Genomic DNA, 21090 nt, shown 5'->3' with positions numbered 1-21090 from the left:
TTACTTAGCTTGCGAAGCATTATATTTATTTCGCAGGCTAAGTAAATAGTGTGATACAGCTCACGTTCAGGTTTTTTGCCCGGGCCGTGGTGTTTAAGTTTTTATATGGCTTTGCGGGCCAGCTAACCGACAACGGCCGGGGGAGGCGCTAGAGTGGCCACCTTTGAGGTGCGTCAGGCTGGCCATTGACCCGGCGGGGCGACACCCTCACCCTGGGCTTTCCCGTCCGCTGCAAGGTTGAACGATGAAACTGCGCCACCAGCTAGTCACCCTCTCGCTTGGCTTGTCACTGCTGCTGATCCTGATCCTGGGCTGTCTGCTCGCCCTCTTCATGCGCCACCTGCTGGAGAACAACCTGAAGGAGAAGGGGAGCGATCTGGCCCGGGTGCTGGCGGCGGACAGCCGGGTGGTCCAGGCCCTGGAGAAGGGGAGCGATCCCGGGCTGCGGGATTATGTGCAGGGGATCTGCAGCCGCACCGATGCCGCCTACATGGTGGTGACCGACGAACATGCCAGGCGCCTGAGCCACCCCTCGCCCGAGCTGGTGGGCCAGACCTTCCGGGGGGAGGACATCTGGCCTGCACTCCAGTCGCGCGAGAGCTACTGCTCCCGGGACGTGGGCACCCTGGGCCCCGCCATCCGCTGCTTCGCCCCCGTAGTGGGGCCCGATGGCCAGGCCATTGGCGCGGTGGCGGTGGGTTATCTGATGCGCACCGTGGAGGGCACCTATCAGGAGCGGATCGCCCTGCTGGTCGGCGCCATCGCAGCGGTGCTGGGGTGCGGCCTGCTGCTGGCGCTCTGGGTGCAGCACCTGCTGCGCCGCACCCTGCTGGATCTGGAACCGGAGACCATTGCCAATCGCTTCGCCCAGCAGGATCTGGTGCTGGAGGGGATCTCGGAGGGGATAGTGGCCCTGGACAACCAGCACAGGATCACCATGCTCAACAGCGCCGCCTTCTATCAGTTGCGACTGCCCGGAACCGGGCGCCACGCCCTGCTGGGCCGCTCCCTGGCGGAGCTGGTCCCCGGCCTCGTGCCCACGTTGCAGCAAGGGGGGGCGGTCAGGTTCACCGTGCAGGGGGATGACTTCGTCGGCCACTGGCAGGAGCTCAGCGGTCGCGAGCCGGGGCGCATGCTCATCTTCAGCCGGCCAGACGGCACCGGCAGCCTGGGCATGCAGGTGACCCACCTGCGCCAGTACGGCGAGATGCTGCGCATCCAGACCCATGAATTCGCCAACAAGCTCAGCAGCCTCTCCGGTCTGCTCCAGCTCGGCCACGTGGATCAGGCGGTAGACCTCATCCAGCAGGAGAACGAAGCCTGCCAGAACATGTTGCAGGATCTGCTGCGGGTCATCGAGAACAAGCCGGTGGCCGGGCTCATCCTCGGCAAGTTCAGCCGGGCGCGGGAGCTGGGGGTGGAGCTGGTGCTGGATGCGGGGTCGGCCCTCGGGGAGTATCCGGCCGAGGTGTCGGCGGATCTCATCACCTGCATCGGCAACCTGCTGGACAACGGCATTCGCGCCGCCTGGGGGAACCGAGAGCACGCCGCTCCCAGGGTGCTGCTCTCCCTCGATGATCTGGGGCGGCGGCTGGTGATCGAGGTGGAGGACAGTGGCGAGGGGGTGGACGAGGCGCTGGCGGATCACCTGTTCGACTACGGTGTCAGCCGCCAGACCGGGGATCACGGGGTCGGCCTCTTCCTGGTCAAGAAGACGGTGGCCAGGCGGGGGGGCGTGATAGAATGGCGCCGCACCGCCGAGCAGACGACCCTGTTCGGTATCTATTTGAATAAAAACCAATTGGTGTAAGTCATGAAGCCAATCTTCACGCTGATTATCGAGGATGACGAGCGGATAGGCGCCATGTTGGGGGAGCTGGTCTCCTCCACGGCCGGGTTCTCCCTGATGGGGCGGGCCGGCACCCTGGCCGAGGCGGATCGCCTGATGGCGGGGAGCGAGCCCCGCTTGCTGATGGTCGACATCTCCCTGCCCGATGGCTCGGGCCTGGAGTGGGTGAGCCGGCTGCGCAGCCACAACCGGGAGGTGATGGTGATGATGGTGACCGCCTCCTGCGACGTGGAGACCATACAGCAGGCCCTCAACCTGGGCGTGCAGGACTACGTCATCAAGCCGCTGCGGCTGTTTCGCATCCAGCAGAGCCTGGAGGAGATCCTGGTCCTGCATCGCCGCCTGTGCGAGCCGGGGGAGCTGGCCCAGAGCGACCTGGACCGCCTGATGGGCAAGGCGCGCAACCAGGGTCGGGAGGCGCGGGAAACCCCCAAGGGGATCGACGCCATCACCCTGCGCCAGGTGCTGGACCTGCTAGCGGGGGAGCCGGACAACACCTTCTCCACCGACACCGTGGCCCTGCGCCTCTCCCTGAGTCGCACCACGGCCCGCCGCTACCTGGAGTTTCTGGAGTCAGAAGATCGGCTGGACGTGGAGCTCAACTACGGCCAGCGTGGTCGCCCGGAGCGGCGCTACCACTGGCGCCGGGAGTCGTGACCCCGCCGCGGGCACAACGCCGAAGAGGCCGCGCACACCATGCTGCGCAGGCCGCGCAGATAAAAGGGAGCCTTTGAGCTCCCTTTTGTTTTGCCCCGATGCGACCCGGCCCCTTTATCTGGGGTCGCCCGAGAAGGGGTGCAGGGCGGTGCGGGCGCGCTCGAACAGGGCGATGAGGTGATCCGCCACGGCCCGCACCCGCCGGGAGTGGGCGAGATCGCTGTGGAGCACCAGCCAGATGGGCTGATCCACCCCGAGCTCCGGCAGCAGGCAGACCAGATCCGTCTGGCGGGCCAGGTAGTGGGGCAGCACCGCGAGCCCCAGACCGGCCTGGGCGGCGGCGAGCTGGGCCGCCAGGGTGCCGGTCTCCACCCGGCAGGGGCGGCCGCGCAGCATGCGGGTCATCCATCTGGCGGCGGGCAGGTGGCTCTGGGTTTCGTTCCAGCCGATGAAGTCATCCTGATCGAAGCTGGCGGCATCCACCCCGGGGCTGCGTGCATCCAGGTAGGCGCCGGTCCCGTAGAGGCCAAAGCCCAGGGTGCCCAGGCGCCGCAGGGTGAGGTGGCCGGCATCGGGCTTGACCATGCGCACCGCGAGATCGGCATCGCGCCGGTGCAGGTTCACCGTCTGCACCCCGGTGACCAGCTCCACCCTCAGCTCGGGGTGCTGGGCAAAGAGCGTCGGCAGGGAGGGGATGATGAGGGGATTGGCCAGGTTCTCGGCGGTGGCGAGGCGCACGGTGCCGGCCACCTGTCCCTGCAACTGCCCCGCCTCGCCAAAGGCCAGCCCCGCATGTTCCAGCGCTTCGGCTCGCTCCAGCAGGGCCTCCCCGTCGTCGGTCAGGCGATAGCCCTGCTGGTGGCGGCTGAACAGGGGCAGGCCGAGGGCCGCCTCCAGCCTGTCCAGGCGCCGGGAGACGGTGGCCACCCCCATGCGAAGGGCGTGGGCGGCACCGCTCAGGGTGCCGCTGCGGGCGATGGCCAGGAAGACGCGGGCGTCGTCCCAGAGCAGGGGATCGTGCATAGTGTTTCCATAATCGGAAAATAGGTTGCCAGTTATCTCTATATTTCATTCATTTTCGGAAGACAATACTCCCCTGCAACTTGTCAGGGAGAAAATGCGATGCAACGACGAACACTGGGAGCCAACCTGCAGGTCTCTGCCCTGGGGCTGGGCTGCATGGGGATGAGCGAATTCTACGGGCCGCGGGACGATGAGATGTCCTTGCGAGTGCTGGCGGAGGCGGTGGAGCGGGGCATCGACCTGCTCGACACCGCCGACATGTACGGCCCCCACCACAACGAGGCGCTGATCGGGCGTTTTCTCGCGACCCGGCGGGGGCAGGTGAAGGTCGCCACCAAGTTTGGCATCGTGCGCCAGCACGGGGAGTACAGGCGTACCCTCGACAACAGCGCCCGCTATGCGCGCCAGAGCTGCGAGGGCTCCCTGCGCCGCCTCGGCATCGAGCAGATCGATCTCTACTATGTGCACCGCCTCGATCCGGCCCATCCCGTCGAGGAGACCATGGCCGGGCTGGCGCAGCTGGTACAGGAGGGCAAGATAGCCCGCATCGGTCTGTGCGAGGTGACCGAGGCCACCCTGAGGCGCGCCCATGCCGTGCACCCGGTGGCGGCGGTGCAGACCGAATACTCCCTCTGGACGCGGGAGGTGGAGGCGGCGGTGCTGCCCGCCTGCCGGGCGCTGGGGATTGGTCTGGTGGCCTACTCCCCCCTGGGGCGCGGGTTTCTGACCGGGCGTTACCAGCAGGAGGCGGTGTTCGAGGAGGGGGATTTTCGGGCCAGTCTGCCGCGCTTTCAGGGGGAGAACCTCGCCACCAACCGCACCCTGGTGCAGGCGGTCATGGCCCTGGCGCAGCAGAAGGGATGCTCGGCGGCGCAGATAGCCCTGGCCTGGCTGCTGGCGCAATGGGAGGGGATAGTGCCCATCCCGGGCACTCGGCGCATGACTCACCTGGCGGATAACCTCGGCGCCCTCTCGGTGCGCCTCTCCCCAGCAGAACTCGGGGCCCTGGGCCAGGCCATCCGGACCCTGCCGGTGGCGGGGGAGCGCTATACCGCCGAGGGGATGAAGGGGGTGAACGCATGAGCGGCTCGCACACGGATCGTCGTGAACGGGCGTTCGCGCTGCTGGCCCGGCTCGATCCCCAGGCGCCCACGCGGGTCGCCGCCAGCCTGGATGCCCTGTCACCGGAGCTTGCCGAGCTGGTGCTGGGGTTTGCCTTTGCCGATGTGCTCGCCCGTCCCGGCATCGATCTCTGCACCCGCGAGATGCTCACGGTGGCGACCCTGATGGGAATGGGCACGGCGCCCGGACAGCTCTAGTTCCATATCCGGGCCGCCCTCAATGTGGGGGTCAGCCGGGAGACCATCATCGAGATCCTGCTCCAGGTCGCCGTCTATGCCGGAGTGCCCGCCTGCATGAATGGCATCAGTGCGGCCCGCAGCGCCTTCGCCGCCCATGACAAGGGGCGGGGGGCAGGGATTAAGGAGGAGACGCCACCATGGCGAAAAGGTCAGGCGTGCCCTGACGGGGGCAGCAAGAAGGGAGCCGAGGCTCCCTTCTTTCATGGTGCTGGCCGGCTCAAGCACCTTCCGGCAGAGGACGGCGTACCCTCGGCTTGAGCTGGGAGAGCATGACCCCGGTCAGGATGAGGCCGCCCCCCAGCAGGTGATAGCCGTGGATGGGCTCCCCCAGGGTGATGACGGCGATGAGGGCTGTGCACAGGGGCATCAGGTTCATGAAGACCGAAGTGCGCTCCGCCCCCAGGGTGGCGAGGCCGCGCATCCAGCAGTAGGCGGCGAAGATGGAGGAGGCGAGGCCGGCGAACAGCACCATGCTCCAGCCCTGGGCGGGAATGGCCAGGGAGTCGGCAGAGAGGGCCACCGGGATGAGCAGCAGCACCGCCAGCAGGATCTGCAGGTAGAGGTTGAGCCAGGGGCCGAACGGCAGTTGCCAGCGGCGGATCAAGAGGCCATAGAGGGCATAGCTGGCCGCCCCCAGCAGCATCATGCCGTCGCCGGGGTTGATGCCGCTGTGCAGCAGTGCCAGGGGGTTGCCCTGACCCAGCAGCCAGAGCACCCCGAACAGGGAGAGGCTCATGCCGAGCAGCGCCTGCTTGCCCGGCTTCTGGCCAAAGCAGCAGGTCCCGATGAGCAGGGTGAGCAGGGGCAGCAGGGAGCCGATGACCCCCATGTTGGTGGCCGAGGTGCTGTGGGCGGCGTAGTAGGCGAGGCACTGGTAGAGCACCATGCCGAGCAGGGAGAGCACCAGCAGCTTGCCGAGCCAGGGGCGGATGTCGGCCCGGCGGCGCCAGAGCTGCGGCAGGCAGAAGGGGGAGAGCGCGAGGGCGGCGATCACCCAGCGATAGAAGGAGATAGCAGCGGGATCCAGCACGCCAGCGGCGGCCTTGGAGACCACGGTATTGGCGGCCCAGATCAGGATGGCGAGCAGGGGAAAGAGAAAAGGCATAGGCACTCCTTGGTACGATGGGGAGAGTCTAGCCTTGTCTTGAACGAGGCAAGTAGCGTAAATAAGACATGTCATAACCGCTTTGGGACAATCTGCATGGGCACCCTCACCCTGGCCGAGCAGGATCGCCTGCTGGCCGACCCCAACCCCCTCTACTTTCGCTACAGCCAGATCCAGGGGGGCAACGCCTGCGCCGAGCACGCCCACCCCTGGGGCCAGCTCAGCCTCATCAGCCTGGGGGTCATGGTGGTGGAGGTGGGGGGAGAGCGGCTGGTGGCGCCCCCGGACTACCTCATCTGGGTGCCGGCGGACCTGCCCCACACCGCCTTCAACGAGCAGACCCTGGATTACACCTCCATCTACGTGAGCCACGCCCTGGCACCGCGCCTGCCACGGGAACCCCAGCTGCTGGCCCTCACCCCCTTGCTGCGGGCCCTGCTGGAGGATTTCACTCAGCGCCGGGTCGGCCACATGGAGGATGAGTGGGATGCCCGTCAGGGTGAGCTCTTCATCGAGAAGCTGGCCCGCACCCGTTGCCAGCCGAGCTACCTGCCCCAGAGCCGGGATCGCCTGCTGGCACCCTTGCTGGCGGCATTGCAGGCGGCGCCGGAGGACAACCGCACGCTGGTGGAGTGGGCCAGGGCGCTGCACACCACGGAGCGCACCCTGGCGCGGCGTTGCCAGAAGGAGCTTGGCATGAGCCTGGGCCAGTGGCGCACCCGGCTGCGGCTGGTGAAGGCGCTGGACTGGCTGCGGGGCGAGATGCCGGTGCAGGAGATCGCCTGGCGCCTCGGTTACGCCTCCACCTCGGCTTTCATCGCCATGTTCCAGCGCGAACAGGGCTGCGCCCCCCAGCGCTATCGCCAGCAGCTGGGCCAACCCGTGGCCTGAACCGCATGAAAAAGGGCGCCCGCAGGCGCCCTTGTGGATCATGGGATGGGCTTAGAAGAAGCCGAGGGGGTTGATGTCGTGGCTCACCAGCAGGTTCTTGGTGTTCTGGTAGTGGTCCAGCATCATCTTGTGGGTCTCGCGACCGATCCCCGACTTCTTGTAGCCGCCGAAGGCCGCGTGGGCCGGGTAGGCGTGGTAGCAGTTGACCCAGACCCGGCCGGCCTGGATGCCGCGCCCCATGCGCCAGGCCAGATTGCTGTCCCGGGTCCACAGGCCCGCCCCCAGCCCGTACTGGGTGTCGTTGGCAATGGCCAGGGCATCCGCCTCGTCCTTGAAGGTGGTAACCCCGAGCGCCGGCCCGAAGATCTCCTCCTGGAACACCCGCATCTTGTTCTGGCCCGAGAAGATGGTGGGCTGGATGTAGAAGCCCCCCTCCAGCCCGCTCACCTTGGCCGGGCCGCCGCCCAGCAGCATCTTGGCCCCTTCGCCGCGGCCGATCTCCATGTAGCTCAGGATCTTGTCGAACTGCTCGCGGGACGCCTGGGCCCCCACCTGGGTCGTGGTGTCGAGGGGGTTGCCCTGCACGATGGTGCGGGCGCGGGCCAGCACCCGGTCCATGAAGTCGTCATAGATGCTGGCCTGCACCAGGGCGCGGGAGGGGCAGGTACACACCTCGCCCTGGTTGAAGAAGGTCATCAGCATCCCTTCCACCGCCTTGTCGATGTAGCTGCTCTCGTGCTGCATCACGTCGGCGAAGTAGATGTTGGGGGACTTGCCACCGAGCTCCACGGTGGAGGGGATCAGCTTGTCGGCGGCGCAGCGCAGGATATGGGCGCCCACCTCGGTGGAGCCGGTAAACGCCAGCTTCTGGATCCGGTTGCTGGTGGCGAGCGCCTGGCCTGCCTCGGCGCCGAAGCCGTTGACCACGTTGACTACGCCAGGGGGCAGGATGTCCTTGATGAGATCCATCATCAGCATGATGGTGACCGGGGTCTGCTCGGCGGGCTTGAGCACGCTGCAGCAGCCGGCCGCCAGCACCGGGGCCAGCTTCCAGGCGGCCATCAGCAGGGGGAAGTTCCACGGGATGATCTGGCCGACCACGCCGATGGGCTCCTTGAAGTGGTAGCTGACGGTGTTCTGGTCCAGCTCGGCGGCGGAGCCCTCCTGGGCGCGGATGCAGCCGGCGAAGTAGCGGAAGTGATCCACCACCAGGGGCAGGTCGGCGGCCAGGGTCTCGCGCACCGCCTTGCCGTTCTCCCAGGTCTCTGCGACGGCGAGCACTTCAATGTTCTGTTCGATGCGATCGGCGATGCGCAGCAGCAGGTTGCTGCGCTCGGTGACGCTGGTCTTGCTCCAGCTGGCGAACGCCTTGTGGGCCGCGTCCAGGGCGAGCTCGATGTCGGCGGCGTCGGAGCGGGCCACCTCGCAGAACACCCGGCCATCCACCGGCGAGATGTTCTCGAAATAGCGGCCGGCGCGCGGCGCCACCCAGTCACCACCGATGAAGTTGTCATAACGGGATTTGAAGCTGACCAGGGCACCTGCCTGACCGGGAGCGGTATAAATCATCTCATCATCCTTATGTGTGTGTGGTCCTGACCGGCCTGGCGGGCAGTCCGGTTGCTTCCTGTCATCGCAAGGGGCGTGCCAGCGGGTGGCGCTCTACACAAAAAGGTTGCAAAAACGTTATCAAACGGGGTGCCAAGGGGTATCTTGGTTAACCAGTGCCCCCCAGGGCGGCCCCCGAACTGTGCCGTTTCTGAACACCGGGTGTGACACTGTGCCGTTTGTGAACAGGAGACGTGATGAAGGCGCTCCCCCAAGGCGGCCCTATTCGCGAGTGTGTAGAAGGAGGTGTGATGAGCGAGTTGCCTCAATCCGGTGCCAGCCCAATCCAGCGCTCCTGGGAGCGCTGCCTGCATCAGGGGCTGAGCCGCCAGCAGAGCGCCGAGCTGGACTTGCTGCCCCAGGGGGAGCTGTCGGCTCGCCAGGAGCAGCACAGGACGCTCATCGCCTGCTTCCAGCGCTTCGTGCTGCCGCTCTTTGGCCAGTTGCTGGCAGGCAGACCCTGTCGTCTGCTGCTGTGTGACGGCGAGGGGGCCATCCTCGCGGTGAGCGGAGACGATCGGTTTGCCCGCCATGCCGAGCGCATTTTTTTGCGCAGCGGCGCCCGCTGGGGGGAGGCGAGCAAGGGCACCAACGCCATCGGCACCGCGCTGGCCGAGCAGAGCGAGGTGCAGGTGCTGGGGGCGCAGCACTTCTTCGCCCAGCACAGCTTTCTCAGTTGCAGCGCCTGCCCCCTGCTCGGGCCGGACGGGCAACTGCTCGGCGTGCTCGACATCTCCACCGATGCAGCCCACCACGGCGGCGACATGCTGGGCACCGTGCGCCTCCTGGCCATGACCCTGGAAAACGCCCTGCTGGCCCGCCAGCCGGGCTGGCTGGTGGATCTCGATCCCCAGAGCCTCTGGTCTGCCCGCCTGCTGCTGGGGGAGGGGGGCGAGCTGCTCGGGGCCAACCGGGCCGGTCGGCTCTGGCTCGGCCAGCACCCCTTCGACGGTCAGCAGTTGCTGCGCGAGCGCCGCGGCCTGCGGCTGGTGCCGGAGGCGGGGGAGCGCGCCGCCAGGCTCCCCCTGCCGAGCGCGGTTGAGGAGGGGGGATCGCAGGCGCAGCAGGTGCCGCTCAAGATGCTGGAGCGGGGCATCTCATTGCTCATCGAGGGGGAGACCGGCAGCGGCAAGGAGCACCTGGTGCGCACCCTGCACGCCAGATCGAGCCGTCGGGAGCGGCCTCTAGTGTGCGTCAACTGCGGCGCCCTGCCGGCGGAGCTGGTGGAGGCCGAGCTGTTCGGCTACGTGGGGGGGGCCTTCAGCGGTGCCCGCAGCCAGGGCAGCCAGGGCTATCTGCGCGCCGCCCACGGCGGCATCCTGATGCTGGATGAAATTGGCGAGCTGCCGCTCCAGGCCCAGACCCGGTTGCTGCGGGTGTTGCAGGAGCGCGTCGTCACCCCGGTAGGCAGCCACAGACCCGAGGCGGTGGATTTCTGGCTGGTCAGCGCCAGTCATCGGGATCTGGCGGCCATGGTGGCGGCCGGCACCTTTCGCGAAGATCTCTACTACCGCATCTGCGGCTGGCGCCAGCAACTGGCACCCCTGCGGGCCTGGTCGGTGCCCGAGCGTCAGGGGCTGATCCTGAACCTGCTCGCCCAGATGGACCCGGCGCTACAACTGAGCCGGGAGGCGGAGCAGCGGCTGCTGGCCCACCCTCTGCCCGGCAACGTGCGCCAGCTCAAACAGGCACTGGAGGTGGCCTGTGTGCTGGCAGAGGGGCAGGGCTGGATTGAACCTGCCCATCTGCATCTGCCCGCCGTGGAGGGGGGGCAGAGCTCACCTTTGGGAGGGAGTACCCTGCGCGAGCAGAGCCGGCAGCGGGTGCAGCAGACCCTGGCAGAGTGCGGCGGCAACGTGAGCGAGGCGGCGCGCCGTCTTGGCATCAGTCGCACCACCCTCTATCGGGCGCTGCGGGAGGAGGGGTGAAGGGTGTCGCGCCGTCCAGCGCTTGTGTAGACTGCGGTGGCAAGGACGTTTTTTCGTTATGTTTCCATCGCAGGGAGTGCGCAATGACCCATCTTACGACCGACGATGCCCCCCGCCTCTCTCCCGGCTGCTGGCCGATGCCGCTTGCGCCCCATGGGGCCCGTGCCGGTTAGTCGGCACCCGTCTGCGCCCGGTGCGGCGCGTGTAATAACCTTGGATCTGGATCAGCGCGGTCCGGCGCTTCAAGGTGTAGGGTAAAAGCCTTTTTTCAGGTGTGATGCCGATGATCCCTTCCTATTCCCGCATGACGACGCTGTTGTTCTGGTGCCTGCTGGCGGCGAGCCTGCTGGCCATGGTGTTATTCGAATTCGGACCCGAGCGGCGGCTCGACATCCTGAGCCAGGCCGGTTTGTCCGTGCGTGCCCAGGATGACAGGGCCCACAAGGGCTCCTCCGTTGCCACCCTGAGTCAGGGGGGTGACAGACCCGCCATCCAGTGCACCCTGCGAAGCCAATATGCCTATCCTTTCTGCGAGCTGGTTTTGACCCTGACCGACCCCGAGCGGGGGCTGGATCTCTCCGGCTTCACCGGGGTGCGGGTGAGGCTGGATGTAGAAGGGCAGGGGGTACAGGCCTGGCGCCTTTATCTGCGCAACTACGATCCCGTCTACTCGACGCGGGAAGACGAGAGTTCCCACAAGTTCAACGAAGTGCTCTTCACCGCCAGGGATTTTGGCCGCGAGCAGGATGTCCCCCTGAACGTCTTCGCCCCCAGCTCCTGGTGGGTGCAGCAGTACGACATTCCGCTGGTCCAGCAGGGGCCGGATCTGCACCATGTCTACGCCATCGAGATCGCCTCCGATGACAAGATGCTGCCGGGGGAGTACCGGTTGCGGCTCGAGCGGCTGGAGTTCTATGGCCGCTGGTGCAAGCCGGGGGACTTCTATCGCTACTTGCTGCTGGGGTGGCTTGTCTACGGCGTGCTGCTCTTCCTGGTCCAGAACCTGATGTTTGGGGATCGGCTGCGCAAGGCCAGGGAGGCGCGCCTTGCGGCTGAAGCTCTGAGTGCGAGCCTGTGCGAGCAGAACCGGCGCACCGAGGAGGAGGCCCGCTACGATCCCCTGACCGGGGCCCTCAACCGGCTCGGCGGCGAAAAGCTGCTCGGGGAGCTCGGCGAGATGCCGCTCTCCTTCATCTATATCGACATCGATCACTTCAAGGGGGTCAACGACGGTCACGGCCACCCGGTGGGGGACGAGGTGCTCAAGCACATGGTGAGCGAGCTGCTGCGCCATTGTGACAGCCTGTGCCGACTGGTGCGCTGGGGCGGGGAGGAGTTCGTGCTGGTCTGCCTCCATTACGACGAGGGACGGGCCACCGCCCTGGCGGAGCGGCTGAGAGGGGCGCTGGAGGGGTACAGGCACTGGCCGCTGGGGCTCGGGATCACCGCCTCCTTCGGGGTGGCCGAGCGGCGCAAGGATAGCCTGGAGCAGGCGCTCAAGCGGGCCGACGAGGCGCTCTATCAGGCCAAGCAGAATGGTCGCAACCGGGTGGAGGTGGCTCCCGACTGATCCGGCGCTGGAGCCCATGGCCGGGCGGGGCTATCATGCGCCCCATCATCCATCCGAGGAGAGATTCCATGGCACAACACATTGGCGCCCTGACGCTGCTGGTGGCGGATTACGACGAGGCCATCGCCTTCTTCACCCGGGGAATGGGCTTCGAGCTATTGGAAGACACCCCCCTCGACGAGCCGGGCAAACCGGGCAAACGCTGGGTGCGGGTCGCTCCCAAGGGGGCTCCCGGCTCCGCCCTGCTGCTGGCTCGCGCGGCCAACGAGGAGCAGCGCGCCGCCATCGGTCGCCAGGGGGGCGGTCGGGTCTTCCTGTTCCTTGAGACCGACGACTTCTGGGGCGATTACGAGCGGATGCAGGCCTATGGCGTTCATTTTTGTGAACAGCCGCGCCTCGAACCCTACGGCACCGTGGTGGTGTTCGAGGACATCAGTGGCAATCGCTGGGACCTGCTGCAACTCGCTGCTGCCAACTGAATCTGAAAACGTTTATCATCCCGCCCGTCATAAAGTCATAAAAGTGTCACAGAAAGTTCTAATAATTGGCGCACCCATCTTCACAGAGGAGAGAGAAGGGATATGGCTAAGCGAATTCTGGTGGTCGAGGACGAGGCACCGATCCGCGAAATGCTCTGCTTCGTGCTTGAGCAGAAGGGATATGAAACAGTAGAAGCAGAAGATTACGCCGATGGACTGGCAAAGGTGCGCGAACCCTACCCCGAACTCATCGTGCTGGACTGGATGATGCCAGGTGGCAGCGGTATCCAGTTCCTCAAGCAGCTCAAGCAGGATGAGATGACTCGCCAGATCCCGGTGGTGATGCTGACCGCCCGGGGCGAGGAAGAGGACAAGGTGCGCGGGCTCGAGGCCGGTGCCGACGACTACATCACCAAACCCTTCTCCCCCAAGGAGCTCACCGCCCGCCTGCACGCCGTGATGCGCCGCGTCTCTCCCACCTCGGTGGACGAGGTGATCGAGGTGCAGGGGCTCAAGCTGGATCCCGTTTCCCACCGGGTCAGTGCCGAGGAGAAGGCTCTCGACATGGGGCCGACCGAATTCAAGCTGCTGCACTTCTTCATGACCCACCCCGAGCGGGTCTACAGCCGCGAACAGTTGCTCAACAACGTCTGGGGTACCAATGTGTATGTCGAGGACAGGACGGTGGACGTGCACATTCGCCGCCTGCGCAAGGCCATCGAAGAGACGGGGCACGACAGATTGATCCAGACGGTGCGCGGGGCCGGCTACCGCTTCTCGACCCGTCTCTAGGTCAGGGCCAGTGCCGCCAGCCCCTGCCGGCGGGCATTGGACCCGGCTCTTTGCTGTCTCTAGGAGATCTTAATGTTGCAACCTTACGCCTGGCGGCGACAGTTGTGGCGAATGGCGTTCTTCTACAGCCCCTTCGTCTTGGTAGGTTGGTTAATCGATCATCTCGTTCTTTGCCTGCTGGTGGCCACGGTGCTGCACCTGGTCTGGCACTACCGCTTCCAGAAGCGGCTGTCGGACTGGCTGTGGCACGATCGCAGCCTGGTGCCGCCCCACGGCAGTGGCAGCTGGGAGCACATCTTCAACGGTATCTACAAGTTGCAGCAGCGTCACCGGGCCCGGCGCCGAGAGCTGGCGGGCCTCATCCGCCGCTTTCGGGAAGGGGCGGAGGCGCTGCCCGATGCGGCCGTGGTGTTTCGCACCGACGGCAGCATCCTCTGGTGCAACCGGCTGGCGGAGCAACTGCTCGGCTTTCGCTGGCCCGAGGATGCCGGCCAGCACATCGGCAACCTGATTCGTCACCCTGCCTTCGTCGCCTATCTGGGCAAGGGGCAGTATGACGAGCCGTTTGAGATGCACTCCCCCATCAACGAGGAGAAGTTCCTCGAATTTCGCATCATGCCCTATGCGGAGGACCAGGCCATGCTGGTGGTGCGGGATGTGACCCGGCTGCGCAGCCTGGAGAAGACGCGCAAGCACTTCGTCTCCAACGTCTCTCACGAGCTGCGCACCCCCCTCACCGTGCTCAAGGGGTATCTGGAGATGACCGAGGAGCCGCCGCCCCCCGCCATGTGGGCCAAGGCGCACAAGGTGATGATGGAGCAGACGATCCGCATGGACAATTTGGTTAACCAGCTGCTCACCCTGTCTCGCATCGAGGCGGCGCCCACCGTGGATCTCTCCCATCTGGTGGACATGCCCGCCATGCTGGGGCTGCTGGAGCAGGAGGCGCGGGCGCTCTCCGGCGAGCGGGCCCACGAGATCGTCTTCATGGTCCAGCCCAATCTGCTGGTGCGCGGGGATCAGGATCAACTGCGCAGCGCCGTCTCCAACCTGGTCTACAACGCCATCCACTACACCCCGGCGGGGCGCAAGATCACCGTGGAGTGGCGCAAGCAGGGGAGCATGGCGCTGTTTGCGGTGCAGGATGAGGGGGAGGGGATCCCCCCCGAGCATCTGGCACGGCTCACCGAGCGGTTCTATCGGGTCGACAAGGCCCGCTCGCGCCACACCGGAGGGTCCGGGCTCGGCCTTGCCATCGTCAAGCACGCCCTGAGTCATCACGATGCCCATCTCGATATCGAGAGCCGGGTCGGTGCGGGCAGCCGCTTCAGCTTTCTCATTCCCGCCCGCATGGTGCTGGTGAAATAATATTTTGTGTCAATGTGTTAGCAACGAGAGAAGGGCTGCATCGCAGCCCTTTTTTCATCCGGGCCATTCTCGGCCCATGTCATCAAAGTGTCATATAAATTCCATAAATTTGTCACTGCCAGGCCAGATACTGGCGCCGTCTTAAAGAACGGACCTTCTGTAACACTGGAGAAGGAGTGGTGCTGGCCCACGGATCATTGCGATCGGGTGTCAACCACGTTTAGACGTCAACCTGACGATTGCCTTCTGCAACCTTGGACTTGGAGAGATTGGATGAAACTCAACAAACTGGCTGGTGTCATCGGATTCACCGCAGCAACCCTGTTTTCTGTCAGCGCTCTTGCTGCCGGTGTGGATAAAGACCTGCCGGAATACACACCGACCAGCGGCATCTCGGGCAACCTGTCCTCTGTCGGCTCGGACACCCTGGCCAACATGATGACCCTGTGGGCCGAAGAATTTAAGCGCATGTATCCCAACGTCAACGTGCAGATCCAGGCCGCCGGTTCTTCCACCGCACCGACTGCCCTGACCGAGGGCGTCGCCCAGTTTGGCCCCATGAGCCGTGCCATGAAGGCCGGTGAAGAGGAGGCATTCGAGAAGCGCTACGGCTACAAGCCGACCGCCATCCGCGTCGCCGTCGATGCCCTGGCGGTGTTCGTCAACAAGGACAACCCCATCAAGGGGCTGACCATGTCGCAGATCGACGCCATCTTCTCCAGCACCCTCAAGTGCGGCGAAGCCAAGGCGGCCACCAAGTGGTCTGATCTGGGTCTGGACGGCAGCTGGTCCGGCAAGGATCTGCAACTGTTCGGTCGCAACTCCGTGTCCGGTACCTACGGTTACTTCAAGGAACACGCCCTGTGCAACGGTGACTTCAAGAGCGGCGTGAATGAGCAGCCGGGCTCCGCCTCCGTGGTACAGTCCGTCTCCTCCTCCCTGAACGGCATCGGCTACTCCGGTATCGGCTACGTCACCTCCGGCGTGCGCGCCGTTCCGCTCTCCAAGGATGGCAAGACCTTCATCGAGGCGAGCTCCGACAACGCCATCACCGGCAAGTACCCGCTGTCGCGCTTCCTGTACGTCTACGTGAACAAGCATCCGAACAAGCCGCTCTCCCCGATGGAGCAGGAGTTTGTGAAGATGATGCTCTCCAAGGCGGGCCAGACCATCGTTGCCAAGGACGGCTATGTGCCGGTCCCTGCCAAGGTGGTTCAGGCCGACCTGAAGAAGCTGGGCATCATGTAACAGAACGAGCCCTTGCAGAAAAACGAGCCCCATGCGGGCTCGTTTTCATTGGTGCGCCCCAGGATCTTTTTGGTCGCAGGGCGCAGCGCCCGGCTTGCGCCGGGCGGCGGCATTTCCGAGAATAGGGCAACTTCACGGCAAAGGACCCTCTCATGCGTGCATCTTCCCTCTCCAGACTGGCCCTGACGGCCTTGTGCAGCGCCCTGCTGGCCGGCTGCGCCCAGTCACCGACCGGTCGCAACCAGATGCTGCTCTTCTCCCCCCAGCAGATGAACCAGCTGGGCGCCGACTCCTTCACCCAGATGAAGCAGCAGGAGAAGGTGAGCACGGATGCCAGGATGAATGCCTATGTGGGCTGCGTGGCCAAGGCGGTGACCGCCCAGGTGCCTGCCAGCTATGGCATCACCAGCTGGGAGGTGGTGGTGTTCGACTCCAAGGAGATCAACGCCTTCGCCCTGCCCGGCGGCAAGATAGGCGTTTACAGCGGCCTGCTGAAAGTCGCCAAGAATCAGGACCAGCTCGCCACCGTCATCGGTCACGAGCTGACCCACGTGCTGGCCCAGCACTCCAACGAGCGCCTCTCCCGGGATCAATTGACCGGTATCGGGCTGGCGGTGGCGGACGCCGCCATCGGTAGCAGCGACAGCCTCGGGGGCGCTGCCACCATGGCCGCCCTGGGCCTCGGGGTCCAGGTGGGGATAGCCCTGCCTTATGGCAGAACCCAGGAGAGCGAAGCGGACCGGCTCGGTCTCGAGCTGATGGCCCGCGCCGGGTTCAACCCGGCCGAAGCCGTCACCCTGTGGCAGAACATGAGCGCCGCCTCCGGTGGCAAGGCACCGCCCCAGCTGCTCTCCACCCACCCCAGCGACCAGAGCCGGATCGCCAACCTGCAGGCCCAGCAGGCCGAGGTGCAGCCCCTGTACCAGCAGGCGAAAGCATCAGGGCTGGTTCCCCAGTGCAAGGCGTAAGCCTGCGCCTGGCGCGTCCCGCCGATGCCGCCGCCATGACGGTGATGCAGCGGGCGAGCTGGCTGGCGGCCTACGGGGAGGTGCTGGGGGCCGACATGCTAGCCCAGCTGGCGGTGACCGACCACCTGCAGATCTGGCGACACCGGCTCGCCGAGCCCGGCCCCGTTCCCATGCTGGTCTGCCAGGACGACGTGGTCATCGGCCTGCTCTACTGGCAGCCCTCCCTGGAGGAAGGCTTGATGACGGCGCGGATCCGGGCGCTCTACCTTCATCCCGATCACTGGCGTCAGGGTCATGGCAAACGGCTGTGGCAGGCGGTGGCGGTGCAGATGCGCCGGGCCGGTTGCGAGTGCGTCAGGCTCTGGCTGCTGGATGGCAATCACATCGGCGAGGGATTCTACCTGCGCCGCGGCTTCATGTTCGACGGTCAGGAGCGCACCCTGATGAGCCTTGGACAACCTTGCCAACAACGACAAATGTTCCGTTTGCTTTGAGCTGGCTCCCGTTTTTCGCCCTCGGTCACTTTATTTTTTTTGCGAATTAATACAATGTGCCCCATCTGGACAGACTGAGGTGGCCGGGTCCACCGCAAGGGAGTGTGGCATGTACTACGGATTTGACATTGGCGGCACCAAGATAGCGTTCGCTGTGTATGACGGCGCCTTGAATCTCTGTCACGAGGAGCGCATGAGCACTCCCGGCAATGATTACGAAGGGTTGCAGCAGCTGATCCGCGAGCGGGTCGAGGCGGCGGATGCGCGTTTCGGGGTGAAAGGGGCCGTCGGCATCGGGTTTCCGGGGATCCTCAATCGCCTTGACGGGAGCATAGTGGCGGCCAACCTGCCCGCCATCCATGGCCGCCATCTGGGGACGGATCTGGCCGAGCTGCTGGGCCGACCGGTCAAGGTCGACAATGACGCCAACTGTTTCCTCTGGTCGGAAGTGCATCAGGGGGCCGCAGACGGTGCTGGCAGCGCCCTCGGCGTCACCATAGGCACCGGTATCGGCGGCGCCGTCTACCTGGCGGGCAAGCTCATCCAGGGGCGCAACTGGCTGGCGGGGGAGATAGGTCACTACCCGCTGCCCGCCACCATCCTGATGAAATACCCGGATTTGCCCCGTCCCCGCTGTGGCTGCGGGCGCCTGGGCTGTTTCGAAACCTATGCGTCGGGCACGGGCCTGGAGCGGCTATACCACCATGTTCATGGGGAACGGGTGAGCGGCCACCAGATCGTCGCCCGTGCCGATGCCCGTGAGGCGGCGGCCCTCTCGACCATCGACTGCTGGCTCGAGATCATCGCCGCCGGCCTTGCCACCGCCATCTCGGTGATTGATCCCGATGTGGTGGTGCTGGGGGGCGGCCTGAGCGCCCTGCCAGCCCTCTATGAGGAGTTGCCCAAACGTCTGCCCGGCCACCTGCTGCCCGGTGTCGCCCTGCCGGCGATCCGCGAGGCCCGCTTCGGTGGAGCCGGCGGTGTGCGCGGTGCAGCCCTGCTCAATCTGTGAGATCGGACAGAGGGTCTGATCTCCCCGAACAAGGAGTCATCATGACCCGTCTTGAAATCTGTATCGACAACCTCGAATCCCTGTTCACCGCCCAGGCGGCCGGCGCCGATCGCATCGAGCTCTGCTCTGCGCTGGGGCTGGGCGGTCTCACTCCCTCCTATGGCTTCATGCAGCAGGTGGCGCGCCACGCCACTATCCCCGTCTACGCCATGATCCGGCCCCGTGCAGGGGATTTCTGTTTTGGCGAGGGGGAGTTCGACATCATGTTGCAGGATATCGCCGCCGCCCGTGCCGCCGGCCTGCAAGGGGTGGTGGTCGGTCTGCTGGATGAAGATGGACGGGTACCCGAAGGCAAGCTCCGGCAACTGGTCGAGGCGGCGGGGCCGCTTGGCGTCACCTTCCACCGGGCCATCGATCTCTCCTCCGACTGGCGGCTGGATCTCGAGACGATCGTCGCGGCGGGTTGCGAGCGCATTCTGAGCTCCGGCCATGCGCCGACCGCGCTGGCGGGGCTCGAAACCCTGCAGGCCATGCACCAGGCGCTGGCGGGACGGGCCAGCCTGATGCCGGGGGCCGGGGTCAACGCCGACAATGTGCGCACCATCATCGAATTCACCGGCGTCAATGAAGTACACATGTCCGGCATGGGCTGGCGCGGCGGCATGGTGCCCCATGGTGTCAACATGGGCACCTCGGACGACGGCCGGGTCAACATCACCGACGGCGTCAAGGTCGCGGCGGTGCGGGCTCTGCTGGACAGGGCCTGATGCAGACCGTGCGGCGCCATGGTGCCGCTCTCTGTGACGTCAACATGGGCACCTCGGACGATGGCTGGGTCAACATCACCGATGGCGCCAAGGTCGCGGCGGTGCGGGCTCTGTTGGACAGGGCCTGATACAGACCGTGCGGCGGCATGGTGCTCTGTTTTGCTCCCTTCTCCCCTTGCGGGAGAAGGGGCGGGGATGAGGGGGCCGATGTGAAGCGTCTCCCACCGACGGGCAATTGAGGGGCGTCTTGGCAGCACGGTGCGAAAAAGTCTGTTATCATCCCGTTTCTTTTACCATCAGGACCCGGAGCAACCTCTCAATGTCCCAATACGACTCTATCGAACAGAAGGCCAGCTACGGCATCGGCCGCAACATGGGCGACCAACTGGCTCAGCAAGCCTTCGCCGGTCTGGATATCCCGGCCCTGCAACAAGGTCTGGCAGATGCCCTGAACGGCCTGGAGTTCGCGGTCAGCCGTGACGATATCAACGATGCCTTCCAGGTCATCACCGCCCGCATGCAGGAAGAGCAGGAAGCAGCCGCCAAGGCCGCTGCCGCCGAAGGCGAAGCCTTCCTGGCCGACAACGCCAAGCGCGCCGAAGTGAAGACCACCGACTCCGGTCTGCAATATGAAGTCATGGTCGAAGGCAATGGCGCCGTGCCGGTTGCCGGTCAGTCCGTGCGCGTGCACTACCACGGTACCTTCACCCATGGTGGCGTGTTCGACAGCTCCGTTGCTCGCGGCCAACCGGCCGAGTTCCCGGTGACCGGCGTGATCGCCGGTTGGGTGGAAGCGCTGCAGATGATGCCGGTTGGCTCCAAGTGGAAGCTCTACATTCCGCAGGATCTGGCCTACGGTGCCCGTGGTGCCGGCTCCATCCCGCCGTACTCCGCTCTGGTATTCGAAGTGGAGCTGCTGGACATCCTGTGATCCGGCTGGCGTGATGCAAACGGCGACCCTGAGGTCGCCGTTTGTTTTTGGACCGCCCAAACGGGCCATGTGCCTTCGGCGGGGATTTGGATATAGTCAGAGCGTCGTCCATTCCGGCCATGTGAGGGAGACACGCCATGGCAGCCATCATCGAGGTCGTCGATCTCGTCAAGCATTTCCCCGGCGTCAAGGCGGTGGACGGGCTCAGCTTTGCCATTCCCGCCGGCAGCTGCTTCGGTCTGCTCGGCCCGAACGGGGCGGGCAAGACCACGACCATAGAGCTGCTGGAGGGGATCCTCACCCCGGACAGCGGCCAGATCCTGTTTCACGGCACCCCGCGCGGCCCGGATTATCGCTCCCGCATCGGCATCCAGTTCCAGCACACGGCGCTGCAGGATTTCCTGACGGTGCGCGATACCCTGCGCCTGTTCGCCAGCCTCTACCCCAATCCCTTGCCACGGGAGCTGCTCATCGATCTGTGCGCCTTGGGCGAGTTCATCGACAGGGACAGTCGCAAGCTCTCGGGGGGCCAGCGTCAGCGCCTGCTGCTGGCTCTGGCCCTGCTCGGGGATCCCGAACTGCTGTTTCTGGATGAGCCCACTACAGGACTGGATCCCCAGGCGCGCCACCACTTCTGGCAGCGAATAGAGGCGATCAAGGCCCAGGGCAAGACGGTGGTGCTCACTACCCACTACATGGACGAAGCGCAGCAGCTGTGCGATCTGATTGCCATCGTCGATCACGGCCACCTGCTCAGTCTGGATACGCCGGCTGCCTTGCTGGCGCAACACTTCGACGGCGTGCTGGTGCGCCTTGGGGGGCACCCGGCCCTGGCTGGGCTCGGCTATCCCCTGCGTCCGGTCGGCGATCAGGTGGAGCTCTGTTGCCCCGACGTGGCGACCCTGTTGCCAGCCTTGCTGGATCTTGGTGTGCCGCTCACCGGCATGCAGGTGCGCTCCCCCAATCTGGAGGATCTCTTCCTGAACCTGACCGGCCACAGCCTGCGGAGCGGCGCATGAGAGGGATGACCGAGTTCTGT

Annotated in this window: 21 protein-coding genes and 1 pseudogene; 19 read left to right on the top strand and 3 right to left on the bottom strand. The window is 65.5% G+C overall.

Features of this window, described 5'->3' with window-relative positions; translation table 11 throughout:
• Window positions 1-244 precede the first annotated feature (244 nt).
• The gene (locus AB5Y93_RS18425) at window positions 245-1810 is read left to right on the top strand and encodes a sensor histidine kinase (RefSeq protein WP_214002724.1); all 1566 of its coding nucleotides are present in this window, start codon (window positions 245-247) and stop codon (window positions 1808-1810) included.
• Window positions 1811-1813: 3 nt separating this feature from the next.
• The gene (locus AB5Y93_RS18420; RefSeq protein ID WP_039039279.1) at window positions 1814-2506 is read left to right on the top strand and encodes a response regulator; all 693 of its coding nucleotides are present in this window, start codon (window positions 1814-1816) and stop codon (window positions 2504-2506) included.
• A 114-nt stretch (window positions 2507-2620) separates the two neighbouring features.
• On the opposite strand, the gene AB5Y93_RS18415 is transcribed toward AB5Y93_RS18420, so the two are convergent.
• A complete protein-coding gene (locus tag AB5Y93_RS18415; RefSeq protein WP_043152344.1) occupies window positions 2621-3529 on the bottom strand; it encodes a LysR family transcriptional regulator in 909 nt (302 codons plus the stop codon).
• A gap of 99 nt (window positions 3530-3628) precedes the next feature.
• Here AB5Y93_RS18415 and AB5Y93_RS18410 point away from each other — a divergent pair, with 99 nt between their 5' ends.
• The 3 genes from AB5Y93_RS18410 to AB5Y93_RS18400 are packed head-to-tail and all read left to right on the top strand — an operon-like array spanning window position 3629 to window position 5148.
• The gene (locus tag AB5Y93_RS18410) at window positions 3629-4612 is read left to right on the top strand and encodes an aldo/keto reductase (protein ID WP_368230029.1); all 984 of its coding nucleotides are present in this window, start codon (window positions 3629-3631) and stop codon (window positions 4610-4612) included.
• A complete protein-coding gene (locus AB5Y93_RS18405; protein WP_368230028.1) occupies window positions 4609-4848 on the top strand; it encodes a hypothetical protein in 240 nt (79 codons plus the stop codon). Before AB5Y93_RS18410 ends, AB5Y93_RS18405 begins: the two co-directional genes overlap by 4 nt.
• 6 nt (window positions 4849-4854) lie before the next feature.
• The gene (locus tag AB5Y93_RS18400; protein WP_368230112.1) at window positions 4855-5148 is read left to right on the top strand and encodes a carboxymuconolactone decarboxylase family protein; all 294 of its coding nucleotides are present in this window, start codon (window positions 4855-4857) and stop codon (window positions 5146-5148) included.
• Here AB5Y93_RS18400 and AB5Y93_RS18395 read toward each other — a convergent pair.
• The gene (locus AB5Y93_RS18395; RefSeq protein WP_368230026.1) at window positions 5108-5995 is read right to left on the bottom strand and encodes a DMT family transporter; all 888 of its coding nucleotides are present in this window, start codon (window positions 5993-5995) and stop codon (window positions 5108-5110) included. The two genes, AB5Y93_RS18400 and AB5Y93_RS18395, sit on opposite strands and share 41 nt — an antisense overlap.
• Before the next feature lie 96 nt (window positions 5996-6091).
• Between AB5Y93_RS18395 and AB5Y93_RS18390 the strand changes: the two genes are divergently transcribed.
• Window positions 6092-6886, top strand: coding sequence for a helix-turn-helix transcriptional regulator (locus tag AB5Y93_RS18390; RefSeq protein ID WP_010673466.1), 795 nt, complete (start codon window positions 6092-6094; stop codon window positions 6884-6886).
• A gap of 51 nt (window positions 6887-6937) precedes the next feature.
• Here the strand turns inward: AB5Y93_RS18390 and AB5Y93_RS18385 are convergent, their stop codons facing one another.
• A complete protein-coding gene (locus tag AB5Y93_RS18385) occupies window positions 6938-8455 on the bottom strand; it encodes an aldehyde dehydrogenase family protein (protein ID WP_139700619.1) in 1518 nt (505 codons plus the stop codon).
• A gap of 290 nt (window positions 8456-8745) precedes the next feature.
• Between AB5Y93_RS18385 and AB5Y93_RS18380 the strand changes: the two genes are divergently transcribed.
• The 13 genes and pseudogenes from AB5Y93_RS18380 to AB5Y93_RS18320 all read left to right on the top strand — a co-directional run bounded on the left by AB5Y93_RS18380 (window position 8746) and on the right by AB5Y93_RS18320 (window position 21070).
• On the top strand, window positions 8746-10422 hold the full coding sequence (locus AB5Y93_RS18380) for a sigma-54-dependent Fis family transcriptional regulator (protein ID WP_043152357.1): 1677 nt from the start codon (window positions 8746-8748) through the stop codon (window positions 10420-10422).
• 283 nt (window positions 10423-10705) lie between these two features.
• Window positions 10706-11992, top strand: a complete 1287-nt coding sequence (locus tag AB5Y93_RS18375) for a GGDEF domain-containing protein (protein ID WP_324040738.1) — start codon at window positions 10706-10708, stop codon at window positions 11990-11992.
• A gap of 68 nt (window positions 11993-12060) precedes the next feature.
• Window positions 12061-12471, top strand: coding sequence for a VOC family protein (locus AB5Y93_RS18370; RefSeq protein ID WP_010673470.1), 411 nt, complete (start codon window positions 12061-12063; stop codon window positions 12469-12471).
• A gap of 102 nt (window positions 12472-12573) precedes the next feature.
• A complete protein-coding gene (gene phoB / locus AB5Y93_RS18365; protein ID WP_010673471.1) occupies window positions 12574-13263 on the top strand; it encodes a phosphate regulon transcriptional regulator PhoB in 690 nt (229 codons plus the stop codon).
• A 72-nt stretch (window positions 13264-13335) separates the two neighbouring features.
• The gene (gene phoR / locus AB5Y93_RS18360) at window positions 13336-14631 is read left to right on the top strand and encodes a phosphate regulon sensor histidine kinase PhoR (RefSeq protein ID WP_042014623.1); all 1296 of its coding nucleotides are present in this window, start codon (window positions 13336-13338) and stop codon (window positions 14629-14631) included.
• 273 nt (window positions 14632-14904) lie between these two features.
• Window positions 14905-15879: a PstS family phosphate ABC transporter substrate-binding protein gene (locus AB5Y93_RS18355; RefSeq protein WP_039039286.1), complete on the top strand. Its 975-nt coding sequence runs from the start codon at window positions 14905-14907 to the stop codon at window positions 15877-15879.
• 152 nt (window positions 15880-16031) lie between these two features.
• On the top strand, window positions 16032-16847 hold the full coding sequence (locus AB5Y93_RS18350; protein ID WP_010673474.1) for a M48 family metallopeptidase: 816 nt from the start codon (window positions 16032-16034) through the stop codon (window positions 16845-16847).
• Window positions 16835-17341, top strand: coding sequence for a GNAT family N-acetyltransferase (locus tag AB5Y93_RS18345; RefSeq protein ID WP_039039287.1), 507 nt, complete (start codon window positions 16835-16837; stop codon window positions 17339-17341). The genes AB5Y93_RS18350 and AB5Y93_RS18345 overlap by 13 nt, the downstream gene beginning before the upstream one ends.
• Before the next feature lie 109 nt (window positions 17342-17450).
• On the top strand, window positions 17451-18353 hold the full coding sequence (locus AB5Y93_RS18340; RefSeq protein ID WP_368230024.1) for an ROK family protein: 903 nt from the start codon (window positions 17451-17453) through the stop codon (window positions 18351-18353).
• A gap of 41 nt (window positions 18354-18394) precedes the next feature.
• Window positions 18395-19120 carry a copper homeostasis protein CutC gene (locus AB5Y93_RS18335; protein WP_368230022.1) on the top strand — a complete coding sequence of 242 codons (726 nt, stop codon included), beginning with the start codon at window positions 18395-18397 and terminating at the stop codon, window positions 19118-19120.
• 38 nt (window positions 19121-19158) lie between these two features.
• Window positions 19159-19248 (top strand): annotated as a pseudogene (locus AB5Y93_RS18330) (copper homeostasis protein CutC); the annotation flags it as partial.
• 191 nt (window positions 19249-19439) lie between these two features.
• Window positions 19440-20051: an FKBP-type peptidyl-prolyl cis-trans isomerase gene (locus tag AB5Y93_RS18325; protein ID WP_010673478.1), complete on the top strand. Its 612-nt coding sequence runs from the start codon at window positions 19440-19442 to the stop codon at window positions 20049-20051.
• 137 nt (window positions 20052-20188) lie between these two features.
• Window positions 20189-21070, top strand: a complete 882-nt coding sequence (locus AB5Y93_RS18320) for an ABC transporter ATP-binding protein (RefSeq protein WP_336591885.1) — start codon at window positions 20189-20191, stop codon at window positions 21068-21070.
• Window positions 21071-21090: the final 20 nt, after the last annotated feature.

The organism is Aeromonas sp. R10-1, from assembly GCF_040908465.1.
Lineage (GTDB): Bacteria > Pseudomonadota > Gammaproteobacteria > Enterobacterales > Aeromonadaceae > Aeromonas > Aeromonas caviae.
Note: the sequence above shows the minus strand (reverse complement) of the source record. Positions and strands in the feature narration are given on the sequence as shown.

Excerpts from the sequence above, each read along its gene's own strand:
- AB5Y93_RS18425 (WP_214002724.1), top strand. The coding sequence starts at position 245 with ATGAAACTGCGCCACCAGCTAGTCACCCTCTCGCTTGGCTTGTCACTG.
- AB5Y93_RS18420 (WP_039039279.1), top strand. The coding sequence starts at position 1,814 with ATGAAGCCAATCTTCACGCTGATTATCGAGGATGACGAGCGGATAGGC.
- AB5Y93_RS18415 (WP_043152344.1), bottom strand. The coding sequence starts at position 3,529 with ATGCACGATCCCCTGCTCTGGGACGACGCCCGCGTCTTCCTGGCCATC.
- AB5Y93_RS18410 (WP_368230029.1), top strand. The coding sequence starts at position 3,629 with ATGCAACGACGAACACTGGGAGCCAACCTGCAGGTCTCTGCCCTGGGG.
- AB5Y93_RS18405 (WP_368230028.1), top strand. The coding sequence starts at position 4,609 with ATGAGCGGCTCGCACACGGATCGTCGTGAACGGGCGTTCGCGCTGCTG.
- AB5Y93_RS18395 (WP_368230026.1), bottom strand. The coding sequence starts at position 5,995 with ATGCCTTTTCTCTTTCCCCTGCTCGCCATCCTGATCTGGGCCGCCAAT.
- AB5Y93_RS18390 (WP_010673466.1), top strand. The coding sequence starts at position 6,092 with ATGGGCACCCTCACCCTGGCCGAGCAGGATCGCCTGCTGGCCGACCCC.
- AB5Y93_RS18385 (WP_139700619.1), bottom strand. The coding sequence starts at position 8,455 with ATGATTTATACCGCTCCCGGTCAGGCAGGTGCCCTGGTCAGCTTCAAA.
- AB5Y93_RS18380 (WP_043152357.1), top strand. The coding sequence starts at position 8,746 with ATGAGCGAGTTGCCTCAATCCGGTGCCAGCCCAATCCAGCGCTCCTGG.
- AB5Y93_RS18375 (WP_324040738.1), top strand. The coding sequence starts at position 10,706 with ATGATCCCTTCCTATTCCCGCATGACGACGCTGTTGTTCTGGTGCCTG.
- AB5Y93_RS18370 (WP_010673470.1), top strand. The coding sequence starts at position 12,061 with ATGGCACAACACATTGGCGCCCTGACGCTGCTGGTGGCGGATTACGAC.
- phoB (WP_010673471.1), top strand. The coding sequence starts at position 12,574 with ATGGCTAAGCGAATTCTGGTGGTCGAGGACGAGGCACCGATCCGCGAA.
- phoR (WP_042014623.1), top strand. The coding sequence starts at position 13,336 with ATGTTGCAACCTTACGCCTGGCGGCGACAGTTGTGGCGAATGGCGTTC.
- AB5Y93_RS18355 (WP_039039286.1), top strand. The coding sequence starts at position 14,905 with ATGAAACTCAACAAACTGGCTGGTGTCATCGGATTCACCGCAGCAACC.
- AB5Y93_RS18350 (WP_010673474.1), top strand. The coding sequence starts at position 16,032 with ATGCGTGCATCTTCCCTCTCCAGACTGGCCCTGACGGCCTTGTGCAGC.
- AB5Y93_RS18340 (WP_368230024.1), top strand. The coding sequence starts at position 17,451 with ATGTACTACGGATTTGACATTGGCGGCACCAAGATAGCGTTCGCTGTG.
- AB5Y93_RS18335 (WP_368230022.1), top strand. The coding sequence starts at position 18,395 with ATGACCCGTCTTGAAATCTGTATCGACAACCTCGAATCCCTGTTCACC.
- AB5Y93_RS18325 (WP_010673478.1), top strand. The coding sequence starts at position 19,440 with ATGTCCCAATACGACTCTATCGAACAGAAGGCCAGCTACGGCATCGGC.
- AB5Y93_RS18320 (WP_336591885.1), top strand. The coding sequence starts at position 20,189 with ATGGCAGCCATCATCGAGGTCGTCGATCTCGTCAAGCATTTCCCCGGC.